Raw genomic sequence first — 17580 nt, forward strand, 5'->3', positions numbered from 1 at the left:
CAGCTGTGAACTACCCGACATGGACCTCGCACCACACCGTCTTACCGACACTCCGCTCCTCAACTCCCCAGTCCGACGCGACCTCCTGCACGATCAGGAGGCCCCGGCCGAACTGCTCGTTCTCGTTCGCCGGCCGTGGCTCCGGCAGCAGCTCTCCCCTGGGGTCGGACACCGAGACTTTCAACACGCTGCCAGCGAGAGTCAGTTCGACCTGAAAGAGGCGACCTCGGAAGCAGCCATGCAGCAGCGCATTCGTCGCAAGCTCCGACACCAGAAGCGCAACCGAGCCTGCCTGATCGCCATACCCCCACTCGTCGACCAGGCGCGCAGCGCGGCGCCGAGCCAGGGACACGCTTCTCGGGTACGCGGTGTAGGAGAGCTTGTCGGAGTGGATGACGCCCTCTTGAGCGTTCACCTCTGTCATCTGCATGTACCTCCGAAGGCAAGACACGCACAGCCAACTGGCAGCGCCGGTTGGGCTCTTGGATACAGAGAGTACGGAGACGACTACACCGGATGCAATCGACTCGGGGAAAATTACACCCGGACTGGTTGCGTGCCGACGCCGCCGAACCGCAAACTGTGCGTGCATCCAGGGAGGGCACCACGTGAAGCCAGATCAGCCGTCACAGGGAAATCGTGCCTCCACGGTCCTTGGCCGGCGGTTGGGCGGAGAGCTCCTCAAGCTGCGCCTTGAAGCCGGTCTCACGCAGGGGCAGGCGGCCCAGGCTCTATCCGCTTCGACAGCCAAGGTCGCGAAGATGGAGAGCGGCTGGGTTCCCATGCGCGATCCGGACATCCGAGCCCTCTGCGACCGCTACGGCGTCACTGACCTTGACCTGATCCACCACTTGCTGACGCTGGCAGACAGGGATCGCGACCGTCGCAAAGTCCGCGGCTGGTGGAATCAATACCCCGAGCTGCGCAATCTGGTTGAGTACGTCGCCCTCGAGGATGTCGCCACGTCGGTCAGGACTTGGCAACTCGCCTTTGTTCCAGGGCTGTTCCAGACACCCGACTACGCCCGCGCCCTCGCGGTCGGCAGCGCGGACTGGGAAGATCCCGATGAGATCGAGCGCTTCGTCGAAGCCAAAATCGCGAGGCAGAGCAGGTTGACCGGCGAATCGCCACTCGAGATCTGGGCCATCGTCGCCGAAGCCGCGTTGCGTCAGCTCGTGGGAGGACGCTCCGTCATGCGAGCCCAGTTGAGCAATCTCCTCGAGACAGCCCAGCTCCCCAACGTCAAACTTCAGGTGATGCCCAGCCTTGCGGGAGCCCACCCCGGAATGACCAGCGCCTTCAACATCGTTTCCTTCACGGATCCTGGCGCGATGGACGTGGTCTACATGGACACGACGTCATCTACGCTGTGGCTGGAGAGCGAGAAGGACGCGGCGCACCACAACTCGTTGTTCGGCCGCATCGCCCGACTCTCAATGGCGCAGCACGACTCTCGTGCCCTGATCGAGAGCATCCGCGAGGAGATTTAGTACATGCCCGCCTTCGAGTTCGCGAAGTCCACCTACAGCAGCGGCAACGGCGAGTGCGTCGAGGTGGCCGCCAACCTGCCCGGCATCGTGGCCGTGCGCGACTCCAAGGACTTCGGGCACCCACAAATCCGCGTCGGCAGCGTGGCATGGTCTCAGTTCATCAACTGCGTCACGCAGCGTCGGGCCGCAGGACACTGAGCTACAGACGGATTTCTCCGGCCTAGGGAGTTTCGTTTGGATCAGCCGGTCGTTGGTCCGGGTGTGCCGTTGACTGACGCGCAGTGGGCACGGATCGAGCCGTTACTCCCGGACCACACGCCGAAGCGGGGGGCCGGTGGCGGGACCACCGCGAGGTGATCGACGCGATCGCCTTCAAGTTCCAGACCGGAACGCAGTGGGTCCACCTGCCGGAGAAGTACGGCAACTGGAGAGGCGTCTACAACCGGCTGCGGATGTGGGCCGTCGACGGCACCTGGGAGCGCGTGTTCATCGCGTTGACGGCCCAGGCCGACGCGGACGAGGACCTCAACTGGGCTGTCTCGGTGGACTCCACGATCGTGCGTGCCCACCAGCACGCGGCCGGGGCCCGCAAAAGGGGGCCCCGGCCGGAGAGCCCGACGACCATGCCATCGGCCGCTCCCGCGGCGGGCTGACCACGAAGATCCATCTCGCTGCCGACGGCCGCTGTCGGCCTCTGGCGTTCGTCCTCACCGCAGGCCAGGCCGGCGACGCACCTGCTTTCAACGACGTCATGGCCCGCTTACGCGTTCCTCGTCGGCGAGGACGGCCCCGCACCAGGCCGGAACTGGTCCTGGCCGATAAGGCGTACTCCTCCCGCGCGATCCGCGAACACCTGCGCAAGCGCGGCATCCGGGCAGTGATCCCCGTCCCGGCGGACCAGCGGAGCCACCGGCTGCGTCGCGGCAGCCGGGGCGGCAGGCCACCGGCCTTCGACCGCGAGACCTACAAACAGCGAAACACCGTCGAGCGGTGCATCAACTGCCTCAAGCAGTGGCGCGGCATCGCCACCCGCTACGAGAAGACCGCAACCATCTACCTGGCCGCACTCCACATCGCAGGCATCTTCCTCTGGTCCGCACGGTGACCCGATGTCCGCTGAGCAGGACCTTTTGGCCGGTGCCGTGTCCGATGAGGCGACGGCCGGGCGGGGGCGGGAGTCGTGTCAGCGGACGACGTCGAACACGTTTTTCTGCAGGCCGTTGGCGTATGCCTCGTGCTCAACCAGCTTCAGCTTCTGGGTGTCCTTGTCCGTGGCGCTGAACAGGCGCTTGCCCGCGCCGAGCAGGAGCGGGAAGACGAGCAGGTTGTAGCGGTCGATCAGGCAGGCGTCCGAGAGGCTCTGGTTCAGGGCGGCGCTGCCGTGGACGATGATCGGGCCGCCCTCGGTCTCCTTCAGGGCGGTGACCTCGTCGAGTGAGCGCAGGATCGTCGTCTCGCCCCAATTCGTCACCAAGTCGTCCTCGGTGAGCGTGGTGGAGAGGACGTACTTCGGCATCGCCTTGTAGTCGGCGAAGTCCGCCATGTCCGGCCACACCGGGCTGAACGCCTCGTAGCTGGTCCGGCCCATCAGCATCGCCGTGGCTTCCTTCTGCTCGCGGCCCTTGATGTCGAACGCCTCGGGGATGAACTCGATGTCCTTGAAGGTCCAGCCGGAGTTCCGGTAGCCGGGCTCGCCGCCCGGGGCCTCCACGACGCCGTCGAGCGAGATGAAGGCAGTGCTAATCAAGGTACGCATCTATGGTTCCTCGGTGTCTCGTATCTGGTTCTCAGCGGGTCAGATCGGCGGACGCTTCGGCCGCACTTGCGGCTGCGGCGCATCAACCACGATCTATGACTGCTGATCATGAAGGAACTCATCGGTTCGCGCCCGGTCTTTCCGGCGGTAGGGCCGTAAGCGCCCCTGGCTGCGGCACCTACCAGCAGCGCAACAGCGACTTGCGGTGAAGGCCGCCAACCGGTGATGCGGGATCTTGACGCAGCCGGCCTCAGTGATCTAAACGAAACGGCCTAACTCGTGGATCGGCGATGCTGCTCTCTGCGGGCTGGAACTCGCGAGCTCACCCAGCTCTCGGGGGACCTGGCGGGTACCAACTGACGCTCGGTCGGTGTCCCGTGACCGACTGTTTGCCGGCCCCCCTACTCCCCGCCCGGCCCCCGCCCCTCCCCATAATCCGCCACGAAGCCTCCCCCGCCCACCTGCTCCGCCACCCGGTCCAGCCAGCCGCCCGGGGCGTACGGCGTCGGAGGGTCGACCTCCATGCCCAGTTCCGCCAGCGCCTGTGCGTAGTCGGATTCCTCGAGGGGCAGGGCGAGCAGTTCGTGGAGTTCTCCCGCCAGGCGCGCCACCAGGTGTGGGTCGGTCGTAGCCGCGTAGTCGGCGATCGCTTCGTCGTGGTCGGCGAACTCGTCCGGCATGTCCTGGGAGAACCAGCCTCCGAGGAACTGGGCCGCCTCCGGGAAGCGGGCGCGCCACTCCCAGTGGGTCAACGGGACTGAGGGCGGCGGCACTTCGCCTTCCTCGATGCTGTGCTTGATGTGGTCGGCCAGAATGGCCAGCCAGCCCTGGATGTCGTCCTCGGGCAGGCCCACGTCGGGGACCGCGTAGAACTCGCCCAGGCGCAGGCGTACTCGGCCCGGAGGGTTGCGGGAGTACTCGCGCAGCTGCGTCTCAGCGGCCGCCAGTGCCCAGGGGCGGGTGTGCCAGGTGTGGCGCAGGTAGGCGGTGAGGGCGGTGCTCGGCTTGTCCTCGGTGTCGTCGGCGGCCTGGCCGGCGTAGGCGCGCATCACCTGGTCCAGCTCGCCGTAGCGTCGGTCGTGTTCGAAGGGGTTCATGGGCACGGCTGCGGCGTCCTCTACGGGGTGATACGGGTGGCTACAGGTAGACCGGGAACGTGGCGTGCACGACGAAGCCGTGCGGGCTCGCGTCGTCCCGCTTGAGGATCACGCGTGCGGCCCGTGCGTCGACAGGGTCGCGGCCCGCCAGCATCATCGCCTGGAGCAGCACCCGGCCGACCGGGTCGGGGCGGGAGGGCCACGCGGCCTCCAGCGTGAGGCGGGCGCGGGTGGACTGCGCGAGCCAGCGGTGGATGAGCTGTTCGTTCGCGGTGACAACCTGCTGGGTGGCCCATTGGGCGGTCTCGCGGTCGGGATAGGTCGAACTTCTGGTCGGTACGGGATGAGATTCCGGCACGGTCACCGCCTTGTCGGTGCGGGAGTGGGAAGGCCACGTTCCGCCGTGGACTTCGCCAGTACATGGACGAGTTGCGCCATCGCGAGCGCTCCGGCCGCATCATCGGCATACCGGCGGACCGGCAGTGGGCCGGCCTCGTCGAGCAGAACCTGCTCACTGGCGAGGCAGAAGCCCAGAGCGAGCAGGGCGGCACGGCCGTTGCCGTCGTCGAAGGGGTGGAAGAAGGACACGTCGAGGTAGAGGCGGGCCGCGCGGGCCGGGAGAGGGATTCCCGAACCGTGGCCGGAGGCCTCCGCGAGACAGGCCGCGAAGCGGTCCCGGGTGTCGGGATGGAGTCCGTACCGTTCCCGCCCGCCCTTCGCGAACGCCGGGGAGGAACGGAATCGGACGTCCCGCCGGCCGAGAACCAGTTTCTGCCACGCGGAGAGGAGGCCGAGGTCGAGGGCTCGGCCGGCCTCCGCGTCCGACCTCGCCCGGTCCCATGCTGCCTGCAGTCTGACCGGGCGGCCGGGATCGTCCGCCCGCTCCTGCCGCCGGGCGGCCCGGGCAATTCCGTCGTGCCGCCCCCTCACCGGGCCGGCGAGATCTGGGCACGCCTGTTCCCACGGCACCTCGGAGCGCACCCTCAGCCAGCCGAGGAGGTCGTCACGCATCTGGCTTTCCGAGGGTTTCGGCCACGCGGGCCACCGTGGCGTCGTCCGGAGCGACCCAGCTGTCGAATTCCGCGTCGACCAGGTCGTCGGCCAGCTCCTCCGCACGGTCACGGGGCATCCCGGTCGACTCCAGGTACCAGGTCAACGCCTGGCTGAGCTCGCCGCGCCACAGCTCGCCGGCATCGGTCTTGGCGACGACCAGCGTGACGAGAGGCGCCGCCCCTCGCTCACGGTGCCGCAGGACGTCGGCCTCGTCGGCCCCGGGCGGGGGCGCGAGCCGCGCGAAGCATGCGGCGAGTTCCTCGAGCCAGTCCCGCCACTGGAGCAGCGCACTCGTGTACCGCCTGGCCTGCGCCTCCAGGTCACCGTCGCTGACACCGCTCGGCGGGAGTTCACGGATGACCGCGCCGGAGTCGGGGTACCCCTGCCATGAGCTGAACCAGCCGAACGCCCAGGCGCCGTACCGTTCGGCGAGCCCCTGTGCGACGGAGTTGTCCGACCACAGGCCGCGAGGGCGACCGGCCTCCGGGTCCGCAGAGGACACCACCTCGCGCACCACGTCCAGCGCCCCTTCGCGGTCGAACGGATGCCTGGCCGGATCGACGTCCTGCCAGTTCATCGACTCGGGATACCAGTACTGGTGAATGGCCTTTCCTCGCACTTCTTTCTCACTCCGTCGGCATCGAGGTCAGCACGACGAACGGCGGGTCGAGACTGTCGTCGTACTTGAGGACGGTCCTGATGCCCTTCACGTGAATCGGCTGAGCATTCAGGCCGTCGTTCTTGAACCCTGAATGATTCACGTCGTTGGGTTGCTTGGTCACGCTGCGGCCACTGTATTCGCCGTTCGGGGCCGTCCCGTCGAAGGACTTGGGCCGGTCGCCGTTCTGCGGGGGCGGTGGGCCGTCGAGCCACTTCTTGATCTCTTCGGAATTCTCGTCGATGTTGTGCTGGGTGAGTTCCTGAGCCTTGTCGACCGATTCGAAGGTGGACGCTCCGCCGATGGACGGCTTGCCGTGCGGCCAGGCCGCCGTCGGTGGGCCACCCTGGTCGCGCAGCCGTTGCGCGAGCTGCTCATCGGTCTTGCCCACGTGCTTGTCGAGCGTATGGCCGTGGTTGAGCCATTCGTCGCCCGCCAGGTCGATCTTGTACTTGCCGTTCTTCGTGTCCTCGGGATCGGTCCACTTGTGCCCGTGCTTGAAGTCGTCGAGCGACCGGGCACCGAACGCCTCGGCGCGTGCTTCCTCGGCTTGATACGTGGGCGCGCTCAAGTACGCCTCGTCCAACGCCTCCATGAGCGCGTCGAGCCGGGGCCAGAGCGCGTTCACGCGGCGGTTGTACTCCTCCACGACGCGGTTGAGCGCGGCCGTGTCGATGTTGAGGGTGATCTCTACGCTCACCTCCGCGGCGCCCTTGGCGAGGCCCTTGAGGAAGCGGCCTACGCCCTTCGCGCCCTCTTTGAGGTCCTTGAGGTCGACGCCGTCACTGAGGTCGATGTCGCCGACGGCCTTCTTGACCGCCTCCATGTAGATGTCCCAGACCTCGCCGTTCACGTACACCGCGGCCTCGGCGAACTCGCGCAGCAGGTCGCTGATCTTCATCGCGGTGTCGAACAGGACGGACATGACCGGGTGGCTGGGCTTCTGGTTGGCGGCCGAGTCGTGCTTCCACTCGTAGCCCGCCGTCTGCTTGCCCCAGGCGGTGGTGCCCCAGAGCGAGCTGCAGAACTGCCGCATGGCGTCGTGCCATTCGCTGTTGCTCTGCTGGGTGATGCCGTACATCTGGCCCGTCAGATTGCCCTCGGCCCACGACAGCGCCTTCGTCATGTCCGCCCAGGACTGCGACAGCGAGTTGAGGTAGTGCTGCTGCGGATACGGGTAGACCTCGGCGACCTTGCCCCAGCGGAAGGCATGTTCGAGCAGCGGGCGGATGATGTGCCAGACGACGTCGGGGATCCACTCCAGGAGCGAGCGGATGAAGTCGTCTCCGCCGTCGTCGTCGCCCCACTTCAGGTCGGGGACCGATCCGTAGTCCGGGGCCTTGTCGATGACGACGGGCGGGGGCTGTGTCTGGGGCTTGGTCTTGCCCGAGGCGTCGTTGGCGGCCTCCGCCTTGGAGTAGTTGTTCGCGGTGGTGGCGAAGCCGACGGCGGCGCCCCCGATACTGACCACGACCTTGGCCCACACCTCCAGGTAGCGGTTGGCCGCCTTGAGGTAGGAGGCGGCGAAGGCCTGCGGGGCCGTGCCGTAGCCGCCCGCGTCGGGGTACTCCTTCAGCTCCTTGATCAGGTTCTTGGCGGCCTTGTCGAACGGCGTCTGCTCGCCCGCGAACCCGCCCGCGACCTGGTGCAGGGTGGAGGGCTTGACGTCGATGGTGCCGCTGCCCGGCGCCGGCGTCCCCATCAGGCAGCGCCCCAGCCGCGCAGGACCGCCCGGTGCGCCGCCGCGTAGTTGATGTGGCCCGTCGTCACGATCTCGTGCAGCCACTTCTGGGCCGCCTGAAGGTCCTGCGCCGAGTGGTCCCACTCGTCGAGCTTGTCGATGAACATCTCCCTGGCCTCGCCCTGCCAGGACAGGACGACCGGCTCTACGCGCTCGTAGAGGTCGTCGATCCGCCCGTTGAGCTGCTTGAGGATGTCCTCGAGCTCCACCGCGAGGTGGTGGAGGGTGGTGAAGGTGACCGATATGTGGTCGTCGGCGTCGCTGGGCGGCACGGATCCCCCTTGTCGCTGTGCGCGTCTGCGGCTACGAGTTGTGGCGTACGGCTACGGGTTGCCGCTACGGCTACGAGTTGTGGCTACGGCTACTGCTTCGGCTGCATCTGCGTACGGGCTTCCGGTCCACGGCTGCGTACGGATGCGGCGGCGAATGGTGAACGCGATGGTGAGCGGGTGGACCGGCCCGGTCAGAAGCTGTCCAGGCCGCTGCGTGGCCGTGAAGGCGGCGCGGGCGCATCGACGTTCGGCGTGGACAGCTTGTCCGCCTCGCCCGCCACATCGACGTTGACCTGGATCCGGCGAAACTGGTCGAGCTTGTCCAGTTCGAGTTGTGTGAAGCCGTCGCGGCTCATGCGGACCGCCTGCTCCAGGACCTTCATCACCTCGCGGATCCGTACGGCGTCCTCGGCCGCGGCCCGGTGAAAGCCCCGGTACGCCGTCGACGCCGGGCCGCTCCAGCCCGCCTCGATGCTGTCGACGATCGTGTCCATGCGCTTGACCTGCTTGTCCAGGTGGTCCTGCATGCCGTCCAGGTCGTCCGCGAGCTTGGTCAGCTTCTCGGGCGGAACCCGTAGATCTTTTGGATCGCCCATCACGCCGCTCCCCCGGTCACATGTGGCGCTCAACCCCCGTTGATCGCACAGGAATTCTAGTGCACCGCGTGCCGCATACGACGGCGCCCTGGATCCCCGTACGCGGGGAACCGAACCTGCCCGCAGGTGCCGCAATCCCGCGCGTTAGCCTCGAATCGGTCCACGTCCACCCCGGGCCGCACATGACGGAGAAGCGAGGCAGTGATGGCGAAGGTACCGTCGGCCGCAGTGGCCGCGAGCGGGATTGTCGGCGGGTACGCCGTGGCCCGGTTCACCAAGAAGCGGCAGCTCGGCGGGGTCGTGCTGGCGGCCGCCGGGGTCGCGGCCGGGGCCCAGTGGCGGCAGGCCGCCGGGGGCAGGGTCGCCGCCGTACTCGGCGGTGTCTACGTCGCCGCCTTCGCCGGGTCGCACCCGCTCGCCAAGAAGCTCGGCGCCTGGCCCGCCGTGTTCACGGTCGCCGGGGGCGTCGCCGCCGCGTCGTACGTGCTGGCCGACCGGCGCTCCTGAGGCCCTAGCCCGGCTGCCGGTGCCCCAGCACATTCACCACTCGCCCCTCCGGGTCCCGTACGAAGAAGCGGCGCACGCCCCACTCCTCGTCGCGCAGGTCATGGACGATCTCCGCGCCGGATGCCCGTACCTGCTCGTAGACCGCGTCCACGTCCTCGACCTCCACGCTGAGGTCCGGGATCACGGGCGCGGTCTCGTCGTGGGTGAGGAAGCTGACCTGGGCGGTCGGGTTGGAGGGGGACACGAGGGTCGTCACCCAGCCCATGTTCATCGCCTCCTCGAAGCCGAGCAGGCCGTAGAAACCGCAGTTCTCGTCCATCGACTCCGGGGACTTCGTCGTGAGGTTCGGGACGATCCTGCGGATGGTCATCGGGGGGCTCCCGGGCGGTGGGGTGGGGTGGGGTGGGGTCCGGTCGGTGCCCGGACTCCGGGTCATCCTTGCGGAAGGTGCGCGTCACCTCCCCCTGAACGTCGACCTGTACGCGCCCGGCGACACCCCGAGGCCCGCCTGGAAGTGCTGTCTGAGCGACGTGCCCGTGCCGAAGCCCGCTTCCGTCGCGATGCGGTCGACGGTGTGGTCGGTCTGTTCCAGGAGTTCGCGCGCGCGGTCCACGCGGCGCTGCGTCAGCCACTGGATCGGGGTGAGGCCGGTCTCCTCCCGGAAGCGGCGGCTGTACGTGCGCACGGACATGGCGTCGTGTGCGGCCAGTTCGGCGAGGGTGAGGGGCTCTGCGAGGCGGGCGAGGGCCCACGCGCGCGACGCGGACGTGGACGTCAACCCCTGTGATTCCACGGGGCGTTGGATGTACTGCGCCTGGCCGCCCTCCCGGTGCGGGGGCACCACCGTGCGGCGCGCCACCTCCGCGGCGACGGCCGCGCCGTGGTCGCGGCGGATCATGTGGAGGCACAGGTCGATGCCCGCCGCCTCGCCCGCGGACGTGAGGATCCGGCCCTCGTCGACGTACAGGACACCGGGGTCGACCGTCACGGACGGGAACGTACGCGCGAAGAGATCGGCCGACATCCAGTGCGTCGTCGCGCGCCGGCCGTCCAGGAGTCCGGCGGCGGCGAGGACGAACGAGCCGGTGCAGATGGAGGCGACGCGGCGGGGGCGGGCCCCGCGCGCGTCGTCCGCCCCGCGCAGGGCCTCGGCCAGCTCCGTCGGCAGGCCGTCCGGCCCGAGGCTCTCGTCCGTCTCGTGCGACGCCGGTACGAGGACCGTGTCCGCGGCCGCCACCGTCGCCAGGCCGTGCTCCGCGTAGATCGGGAAGTCCGCGTCCGTACGGATCCTGCCGGGGCGCGGGGCGCAGGTGCGGACGTCGTAGAGCGGCTCGCCCGCCGCGGAGCGCGCCGTGCCGAACAGCTGGTGGACCAGGCCGAGTTCCATGGGCAGGACCCCGTCCCTGACGAGGACGGCGACGGTCCGGCGCCGGCCGCGCTCCGGGGTCGCCCGCCTTACGGAAGTCATGGCCAGATTCTTTCACATCATGGCTATCCGGCCAGTCGTGGGGGCGGGTGCCTCCGTCACAGAGTGCCGGGGTGGCACGGGACACCTTCGGCTCGTACGACCCGGTGTGGGTGGGCGCGGGGGCGCTGTGCGCGGGGGTGGCGCTCCTCGCGCTGACCGTACGCAGGTGCCGCAGGGGCAGCGCGTCACGCCCCCAGCGCCCGCGACACCGCGTAGATCGCGAGCCCTGCCAGCGAGCCCACGACCGTGCCGTTGATCCGGATGAACTGCAGGTCACGGCCGATGTGCGCCTCGATCTTCTTCGAGGTGTGCTCGGCGTCCCAGCCCGCCACGGTGTCCGTGATGAGGGAGGTGATCTCCTTGCGGTACGTCGTCACGACGTACGTGGCCGCGCCCTCGACCCAGCCGTCGACCTTGCCCTGGAGGCGCGTGTCCGTCGCCATCCGGGAGCCGAGGGAGAGCAGCGAGGCCCGTACGCGCAGCCGCAGCTGGCTGCGCTCGTCCTCCGCCGCCGCGACGATCATGGAGCGGACGGCGGACCAGGCGGAGGCGATCAGGTCCTGGACCTCGGGACGGGCGATGACCTCGGACTTCAGGCGCTCGACGCGCGCCCGCGTGTCCGTGTCGGACTGGAGGTCGGTGGCGAAGTCGCCGAGGAAGCGGTCGAGTGCGCCGCGGGCCGGATGCTCCGGCATGTCGCGCATCTCGGTGACGAAGCGGAGCAGCTCCTTGTAGACGCGGTCGCCGACCTTCCTGTCGACGAACCGCGGGGTCCAGCCGGGGGCGCCGCCCTGCACCGCGTCCATCACGGAGTCCTCGTGCAGCACCAGCCAGTCGTGGGCCCGTGCGCAGATGAGGTCCACGGCCCGCTTGTGGCCGCCGTCGGCGACGACCTTCTCCAGCATCTTGCCGATGCCGGGCGCGACCTCCTGCGCGTCGGCCCGGCGCGTGATCGCCTCGCCGACGACGGCCTGGACGTCCGAGTCGCGCAGCACGGTGAGGGCGCCGCGCAGGGCGGTGGCGAGCTCGGCCGTCACCCGGTCGGCGTGCTCCGGTTCGGCCAGCCAGGTGCCGAGCCGGCCGCCGATGCCGACGGCGCGCAGCCGCTGCCGTACGACGTCGAAGGAGAGGAAGTTCTCGCCGACGAACTCGCCGAGCGAAACGCCCAGCTGGTCCTTCTTGGTGGGGATGATCGCCGTGTGCGGGATGGGCAGGCCGAGAGGGCGGCGGAAGAGCGCGGTGACCGCGAACCAGTCGGCGAGGGCGCCGACCATGCCCGCTTCGGCGGCGGCGGCGACATAGCCCGCCCAGGCGCCCGCGCCGGAGTTCTGCCCCCATTTGGCGAGTACGTAGATGACCGCGACGAGCAGGAGCAGGCCGGTGGCGGTGGTCTTCATCCGGCGTACGCCGCGCTGCTTCTCCACGTCGGCGGGGCTGAAGGAGCCGGGCCCCGCGCCGAACGGGGCCGGCCGCGTACTGAATGAGGAGCCGCCCGCGCGGGCATGCTCACCCATGACCGCTTCGCCCGATTCCTCCACGTCCTGCTTGCCGCGCGCGGCCGCCGCGCGCTTCGCGTCCTCCACTTCGTCCACTCAGCTCACTCCGCCCGTCACAAGTCCGCTCACCCGGCAGTCCCCCCGTGTCATCCCTCTCACACATTGTCTCTACCTGACCGACTCCCGGAACGGACGACAAGTTCCCGGCGTCTCAAAAGGCGGAGGGGGGCAGTGTCGGCTTCCTCCCGACCCATGACGCATCATGGGGTCATCACACCGGAGCCTCGGGCTCCCGCTGCCCGAGGAGACACCCCCGCATGACCAAGCGCCACGGTTATGCCCTGTTGGCCGCGGTCGCGGCCCTGGTCGTCGTGATTTCGGCCGCCATATACCTGGGCGTCTCCGGCGCCTTCGACGGCTCAAACACCACGGTCAGCGCGGGCCCCCGGCACCCTCAGAACTCGGCGGCCCCCGCCTCCACCGGCACCTGGTCGGGCAGTTGGTCGGCCTCCCCCGCGGGCGGCGAGCCCGGCACGGAGACCGACGGCCTCGCGGGCCGCACCGTGCGCAACGTCGTGCACACCAGCATCGGCGGCACGAGCGCCCGCATCACGTTCTCCAACCTCTTCGGGCAGCAGCCGCTCAGCATCACGCACGCCTCGGTCGCCGTCGCGGCCGCGCCCAACACCCCGGCCGCCGCGGCGGGCACCCTGCGCCGCCTCACCTTCGGCGGCAACACCTCGGTCGTGATCCCGGCCGGCGCCCAGGCCATGAGCGACGCCGTTCGGCTGCAGGTCCCGCACGACGCGGACATGCTCGTCACGAGCTACTCGCCCACCCCGTCGGGCCCGGTCACCTACCACCCGCAGGCCCGCCAGATGTCGTACGTCGCCCAGGGCGACCGCGCGGAGGACGCGACCGGCGCCCCGTTCACGCAGCAGACCCCGTACTGGCGCTACGTCACCGCGCTCGACGTGCTGAGCAACGAGTCGGACGGCACCGTCGTCGTGATAGGCGACTCCCTGACCGACGGCGTCACCTCGACGGTGGGCGCCAACCGGCGCTGGACGGACGACCTCGCCGACCGGCTGCGCGACGAGAACGGCGCGGCCCGCTACGGCGTCGTCAACCAGGGCATCAGCGGCAACCGCATCCTGTCCGACGGCCTCGGCCGCCCCGCGAACAACCCGAGCGGCCTCTCGCGCTTCGACCGGGACGTCCTCGACCGGTCCGGCGTCAAGGCCGTCGTGATCGCGCTCGGCGTCAACGACATCCTGCGCAACCCGCACCAGACCGACCCCGACAAGATCGTCGAGGGGCTGCGGGAGCTGACCCGGCAGGCGCACACGCGCGGCCTGCGCGTGGTCGGCGCGACGCTCATGCCGTTCCAGGGCCACCGCGGCTACGAGCCCCGCCTCGAAGGCGTGCGCCAGGCCGTGAACGCGCAGATCCGCTCCGGCAAGGTCTTCGACGAGTTCGTCGACTTCGACAAGGCGCTGCGCGACCCGTACAACCCGCGCAAGCTCCTGCCCGCGTACGACTCCGGTGACCACCTGCACCCGAGCGACTCCGGCTTCCGCAGGATGGCGGACACGTTCAACCTGACGACGCTGAAGGGTTCGACGCCGGCCGAGCTGTAGCGCCCGGCCCGGCTGCACCACCGCTCACAGCACGGGTGCGCTACCGCTCACGGCACGGGTGCGCTACCGCTCACGGCGCGGGTGCACCACCGCTCACAGCACCGGTGCGCTACCGCTCACAGCACGGCTGCACCACCGCTCACGGCACCGGTGTCCCACCGCTCACGGCGCGGGTGTCCTACCGCTCACGGCGCGGTGCGCTACCGCTCACGGCACGACTGCACCACCGCTCACGGCACGACTGCACCACCGCTCACGGCACCGGTGTCCTACCGCTCACGGCGCGGGTGTCCTACCGCTCACGGCGCGGTGCGCTACCGCTCACGCCTCTCGCGGCGCTCCTCCGCCCGCTCCCACTGGCGCTCGCGCCGCTCCTCGTGGCGCTCGTGCCGCAGCTGATGGCGTTCGGCGTGCCGCTCGCGGTGCCCCTCCAGCGCCTCAAGGTGCGCGGCCATGCGGTCCAGCTTGTCCTGGCGGCGCTCCTCCTTGAAGCGACGGCGCTCCTCACGCCTCGCCTTGCGCTCCACGCCGACGCCGCCCATCAGGGCGAACCCCCGCACGACGACCCGCGGGGAGCCCGGCGTGCCCTCGCCCGACGCCCGGTCGTCGACGCCGCCCATGATGCCGAAGCCCTTGACGGTGACATCCAGCTCCGGCGGTACCTTGACGTGGATCCCGCCCATGATCGTGAAGCAGTTGATGACCACGTCGCGGGACGCGAACCGCGCCTCCCGCAGATCGATCTCGCCTCCGCCGAACATCGCGAACGAGGTGAACCTCTCGCCCACCGTCCAGCGCCCCTTGCGGCCGAACCCGCCGAAGAACGCGAGCGCCCACGTGGACGTGGCCTCCCCGCCGATCCGCGTCCGCCAGTCGAGCGCGCCCTCGGGCTGCGGCTCCTTCACAAAACTCACCGGGGTCTGCGGCGCCGCCGCGCCCGCCCCCGGCAGATCACGCGTGACGGGCGCCAGCTCGCCGTACGTACGCGCCTTGTACACGGCCTCGAGCCGCTCGTCGAACTCCTCCATGTCCAGGCGCCCCTCGGCGAGGGCGTCCCGAAGGACCTCCGCGACCCGGTCCCGGTCGGCGTCGGAGGCCCGCAGCTCGGGCAGGTCGTTCGGCTCGGGGCGCTCAGGGCGTTGGTCCGTCATGGGACCAGCCTACGAGGGCGCGGGCCTTCCTCCCAGGGATGGTTCCTCACGGGCGTACATCCGGGCGATCACGGACTCGATGTCCGGCTCCCGCACCGACAGATCCGCCAGCGGATACTGAGCCGCGATCTGCGCGACCAGCGGCGCCGCCGACTGTGCGGACGCGAACGCCAGCCACTGGCGCGGCCCGTCCACCTTCACCACCCGCGTGAACTCCACGTCCAGCGGCGGCAGTTCACGCTCCAGGTCGACCACGAGGGTCCGCTCGCTCTCTCCCACCTGGTGCAGGCCGGCGAGCTGTCCGTCGTACATCAGGCGGCCGTGGTCGATGACCATGACGCGTTTGCACAGCTGCTCGATGTCGGTCAGGTCGTGCGTGGTCAGCAGCACCGTCGTGCCGCGCTCCTCGTTCAACTCCCGCAGGAATCCCCGCACTTTGACCTTGGAGACGACATCGAGACCGATGGTCGGCTCGTCGAGGTAGAGCACCTCGGGGTCGTGCAGCAGGGCCGCCGCGATGTCGCCGCGCATGCGCTGCCCGAGGGAGAGCTGCCGTACCGGCGTGTCCAACAGGCCGCCCAGTTCCAGGAGTTCGACGCACCGGTCGAGGTTCTCCCGGTAGCGGGCGTCCGGGATGCGGTACATGCGGTGCATCAGCCGGTACGAGTCGATCAGCGGCAGGTCCCACCACAGCGTCGTGCGCTGCCCGAACACCACGCCGATCCGCCGCGCGAGCCGCGTCCGCTCCCGGGACGGCTCGATGCCCGCGACCCGCAGCCGGCCCGCGCTGGGCGTGAGGATGCCGGTCAGCATCTTGATCGTGGTGGACTTGCCCGCGCCGTTCGGCCCGATGTAGCCGACCATCTCGCCGCGCGGCACGCCGAAGGTGAGCGAGTCGACGGCCCGCACCTGATGACGCTCGCGCCGCAGCAGACCCGTCTTCCTGCGCACGTCGAAGACCTTCTCCACGCCGTCGACCTCGATGAAGTCCTCAGTCATACGCCTTCAGCTCCCGGTACTGCGGTACGAACGGACACCCGCGCGCCAGGCCAGACCCGCGAGCGCGCAGCTCCCGGCGGCCACCAGCGGCGGCGTGAAGGCGAGCCACGAGGGCAGGCCGATGGGATAGGGGCGGCCGAGCACGTACAGCGCGGGCAGCCAGTTGACGAAGGCCAGCGGCACGACGAACGTCACGCCGATCACGAAGTCCTTTGCGAACACCGTCGGCGGGTACTGGAGCAGCGTCAGCCCGCCGAACGTGAACGCGCTCTGCGCCTCGGCCGCGTCCTGCGCCCAGAACTGGAACGCCGCCCCGGCCACGTACACCGCGCCGAAGATCGCCGCGCCGCTCAGCAGCATCACCGGCAGCAGAAGCAGCTTGGCGGGCGTCCAGTCGAGGTCCAGGCGCGTCAGGGACCAGCCGAGGACCAGGGCGCCCTGGAGGAAACGGCCGAGGCGGCGCAGGCCGAAGCGGTCCGCGGCGACCTGGACGAGCACCGGGGCGGGGCGCACCAGGAACGCGTCGAGGGAGCCGTCGCGCACCCGCAGCCCGAGATCGTCGACGCTGCCGAGCAGGAGGGCGGTGATCCCGAAGGAGACGGAGGCGGTCCCGTACAGGAAGGCGGTCTCCGCGAAGCCGTAGCCGCCGATCGAGGTCGCCTGCGAGAACATCATCCAGATCACGACGAAATCGAGCGCCGTGACAAGGAAGTTGGTGAGGACCGCGGCCGCGAACGACGTGCGATAGACCAGGGTGGAGCGGATCCACATCGCGGCGATCAACCGGTAGACGCGTACGCTCCCGCCGACGTCAGCCACCTTGAAGCACCACCTTGCGTGTCGCGGAGGACTGGAGAAGGCGGCCCGCGGCGAGCAGGGCGACCGCCCACCCGGCCTGGAAGGCGTACGCGGCGAGGACTTCGGCCGCGCCGGAGCGGGCGCCGAGGAGGATGTCGGCGGGCATCTGGAGGAGCGACGCCCACGGCAGCACCCGCGCGATGTCGCCGAGCGCACCGGGCATCGCGTTCAGCGGCAGCAGCAGACCCGTGAAGAACATCCCCACCAGACCCCCGAACTGCAGCACGCCCGACCCGTCGAGCAGCCAGAACGCGCTCAGCGCCAGCACATAGCGAATCGCGAAACTCACCACCACCGCCAGCACCACCGCCACCAGGAACTCCAGCCACACCACCGGATCGCCCGGCAGCGCCAGCGGAAAAGCGAGCGCGCCCACCGTCAGCGGCACCAGACCCCGGCTGAACAACTGGAACACGGCCCGCCCCAAGTCCCCTGCCAGCCACCACAGTTGAAGGTCGACGGGCCGGTACAGATCCACGGCGATGTCTCCGTTGCGGATTCGCGCCACCATGTCGACGGCGAAACCCGCGTTGAACATCGACAGGGCCTGCGCAAGCGCCTGCCCGATCCACACATACGTCAGCGCCTGCGCCTGGTCGTACCCGCCGAGCCCCGGCCGCTCGTCCCACAGCGCCATGTACGTGTACGCCACGATGAACCCGAAGACGGTGTTCGTGAACACGCCCGCCGCGGTGGCCGAACGGTACGTCGCGTAGCGCCGGAACCCTCCGGCGGCGACGGCCGCGTACAGCCGGAAAGTCCCCACGGACACGCTCCCGTCCTCGTCTTCCGTGTCTT

Annotated in this window: 20 protein-coding genes and 1 pseudogene; 5 read left to right on the forward strand and 16 right to left on the reverse strand. The window is 69.6% G+C overall.

The window, feature by feature from the left end:
- Window positions 1-10 precede the first annotated feature (10 nt).
- Complete coding sequence (locus ACY0PA_RS17425; protein ID WP_473085487.1) at window positions 11-424, reverse strand: ATP-binding protein; 414 nt, start codon at window positions 422-424, stop codon at window positions 11-13.
- Window positions 425-608: 184 nt separating this feature from the next.
- On the opposite strand from ACY0PA_RS17425, the gene ACY0PA_RS17430 reads away from it, so the two are divergent.
- The 3 genes and pseudogenes from ACY0PA_RS17430 (at window position 609) to ACY0PA_RS17440 (ending at window position 2595) form a co-directional block, all read left to right on the forward strand.
- Entirely contained in the window at window positions 609-1490 is an 882-nt protein-coding gene (locus ACY0PA_RS17430) for a helix-turn-helix domain-containing protein (protein ID WP_473085488.1), read from the forward strand.
- 3 nt (window positions 1491-1493) lie between these two features.
- Window positions 1494-1688 carry a DUF397 domain-containing protein gene (locus tag ACY0PA_RS17435; RefSeq protein WP_473085489.1) on the forward strand — a complete coding sequence of 65 codons (195 nt, stop codon included), beginning with the start codon at window positions 1494-1496 and terminating at the stop codon, window positions 1686-1688.
- A 63-nt stretch (window positions 1689-1751) separates the two neighbouring features.
- Window positions 1752-2595, forward strand: a pseudogene (locus ACY0PA_RS17440) (IS5 family transposase).
- A gap of 78 nt (window positions 2596-2673) precedes the next feature.
- On the opposite strand, the gene ACY0PA_RS17445 reads toward ACY0PA_RS17440, so the two are convergent.
- The 8 genes from ACY0PA_RS17445 to ACY0PA_RS17480 form a co-directional block, all read right to left on the reverse strand.
- The gene (locus tag ACY0PA_RS17445; protein ID WP_473085490.1) at window positions 2674-3246 is read right to left on the reverse strand and encodes a dihydrofolate reductase family protein; all 573 of its coding nucleotides are present in this window, start codon (window positions 3244-3246) and stop codon (window positions 2674-2676) included.
- Window positions 3247-3647: 401 nt separating this feature from the next.
- The gene (locus tag ACY0PA_RS17450; protein ID WP_473085491.1) at window positions 3648-4349 is read right to left on the reverse strand and encodes a contact-dependent growth inhibition system immunity protein; all 702 of its coding nucleotides are present in this window, start codon (window positions 4347-4349) and stop codon (window positions 3648-3650) included.
- A 34-nt stretch (window positions 4350-4383) separates the two neighbouring features.
- Window positions 4384-4701 (reverse strand): RNase A-like domain-containing protein, encoded by a 318-nt coding sequence (locus ACY0PA_RS17455; RefSeq protein ID WP_473085492.1) that lies wholly within the window; start codon window positions 4699-4701, stop codon window positions 4384-4386.
- Window positions 4702-4703: 2 nt separating this feature from the next.
- Window positions 4704-5354 (reverse strand): Fic family protein, encoded by a 651-nt coding sequence (locus ACY0PA_RS17460; RefSeq protein WP_473085493.1) that lies wholly within the window; start codon window positions 5352-5354, stop codon window positions 4704-4706.
- Window positions 5347-5973: a hypothetical protein gene (locus ACY0PA_RS17465; protein WP_473085494.1), complete on the reverse strand. Its 627-nt coding sequence runs from the start codon at window positions 5971-5973 to the stop codon at window positions 5347-5349. The genes ACY0PA_RS17460 and ACY0PA_RS17465 overlap by 8 nt, the downstream gene beginning before the upstream one ends.
- Window positions 5974-6022: 49 nt before the next feature.
- A complete protein-coding gene (locus ACY0PA_RS17470) occupies window positions 6023-7756 on the reverse strand; it encodes an RNase A-like domain-containing protein (RefSeq protein WP_473085495.1) in 1734 nt (577 codons plus the stop codon).
- Window positions 7756-8067, reverse strand: a complete 312-nt coding sequence (locus ACY0PA_RS17475; RefSeq protein WP_329573212.1) for a WXG100 family type VII secretion target — start codon at window positions 8065-8067, stop codon at window positions 7756-7758. The genes ACY0PA_RS17470 and ACY0PA_RS17475 overlap by 1 nt, the downstream gene beginning before the upstream one ends.
- A gap of 191 nt (window positions 8068-8258) precedes the next feature.
- Entirely contained in the window at window positions 8259-8663 is a 405-nt protein-coding gene (locus ACY0PA_RS17480) for a WXG100 family type VII secretion target (RefSeq protein WP_473085496.1), read from the reverse strand.
- Window positions 8664-8867: 204 nt separating this feature from the next.
- Between ACY0PA_RS17480 and ACY0PA_RS17485 the strand changes: the two genes are divergently transcribed.
- The gene (locus ACY0PA_RS17485) at window positions 8868-9170 is read left to right on the forward strand and encodes a hypothetical protein (RefSeq protein ID WP_473085497.1); all 303 of its coding nucleotides are present in this window, start codon (window positions 8868-8870) and stop codon (window positions 9168-9170) included.
- A gap of 4 nt (window positions 9171-9174) precedes the next feature.
- Here the strand turns inward: ACY0PA_RS17485 and ACY0PA_RS17490 are convergent, their stop codons facing one another.
- From ACY0PA_RS17490 to ACY0PA_RS17500, 3 genes are all read right to left on the reverse strand, one after another.
- Window positions 9175-9540, reverse strand: coding sequence for a VOC family protein (locus ACY0PA_RS17490; RefSeq protein WP_473085498.1), 366 nt, complete (start codon window positions 9538-9540; stop codon window positions 9175-9177).
- 84 nt (window positions 9541-9624) lie between these two features.
- Window positions 9625-10638: a GlxA family transcriptional regulator gene (locus tag ACY0PA_RS17495; RefSeq protein WP_473085499.1), complete on the reverse strand. Its 1014-nt coding sequence runs from the start codon at window positions 10636-10638 to the stop codon at window positions 9625-9627.
- A 185-nt stretch (window positions 10639-10823) separates the two neighbouring features.
- The gene (locus tag ACY0PA_RS17500) at window positions 10824-12152 is read right to left on the reverse strand and encodes a DUF445 domain-containing protein (protein WP_473086347.1); all 1329 of its coding nucleotides are present in this window, start codon (window positions 12150-12152) and stop codon (window positions 10824-10826) included.
- Between the two features lie 299 nt (window positions 12153-12451).
- Here ACY0PA_RS17500 and ACY0PA_RS17505 point away from each other — a divergent pair, with 299 nt between their 5' ends.
- Window positions 12452-13774, forward strand: a complete 1323-nt coding sequence (locus ACY0PA_RS17505; RefSeq protein ID WP_473085500.1) for an SGNH/GDSL hydrolase family protein — start codon at window positions 12452-12454, stop codon at window positions 13772-13774.
- Window positions 13775-14088: 314 nt separating this feature from the next.
- Here the strand turns inward: ACY0PA_RS17505 and ACY0PA_RS17510 are convergent, their stop codons facing one another.
- From ACY0PA_RS17510 to ACY0PA_RS17525, 4 genes are read right to left on the reverse strand one after another with little or no spacing between them, the layout of a single operon-like run.
- A complete protein-coding gene (locus tag ACY0PA_RS17510; RefSeq protein ID WP_473085501.1) occupies window positions 14089-14925 on the reverse strand; it encodes a DUF1707 SHOCT-like domain-containing protein in 837 nt (278 codons plus the stop codon).
- A 9-nt stretch (window positions 14926-14934) separates the two neighbouring features.
- Window positions 14935-15924, reverse strand: coding sequence for an ABC transporter ATP-binding protein (locus ACY0PA_RS17515; RefSeq protein WP_473085502.1), 990 nt, complete (start codon window positions 15922-15924; stop codon window positions 14935-14937).
- 6 nt (window positions 15925-15930) lie between these two features.
- The gene (locus tag ACY0PA_RS17520; RefSeq protein WP_473086348.1) at window positions 15931-16695 is read right to left on the reverse strand and encodes an ABC transporter permease; all 765 of its coding nucleotides are present in this window, start codon (window positions 16693-16695) and stop codon (window positions 15931-15933) included.
- 40 nt (window positions 16696-16735) lie between these two features.
- Complete coding sequence (locus tag ACY0PA_RS17525) at window positions 16736-17554, reverse strand: ABC transporter permease (protein ID WP_473085503.1); 819 nt, start codon at window positions 17552-17554, stop codon at window positions 16736-16738.
- Window positions 17555-17580 lie beyond the last annotated feature (26 nt).

This window comes from Streptomyces sp. DS1-CR2, from assembly GCF_055760475.1.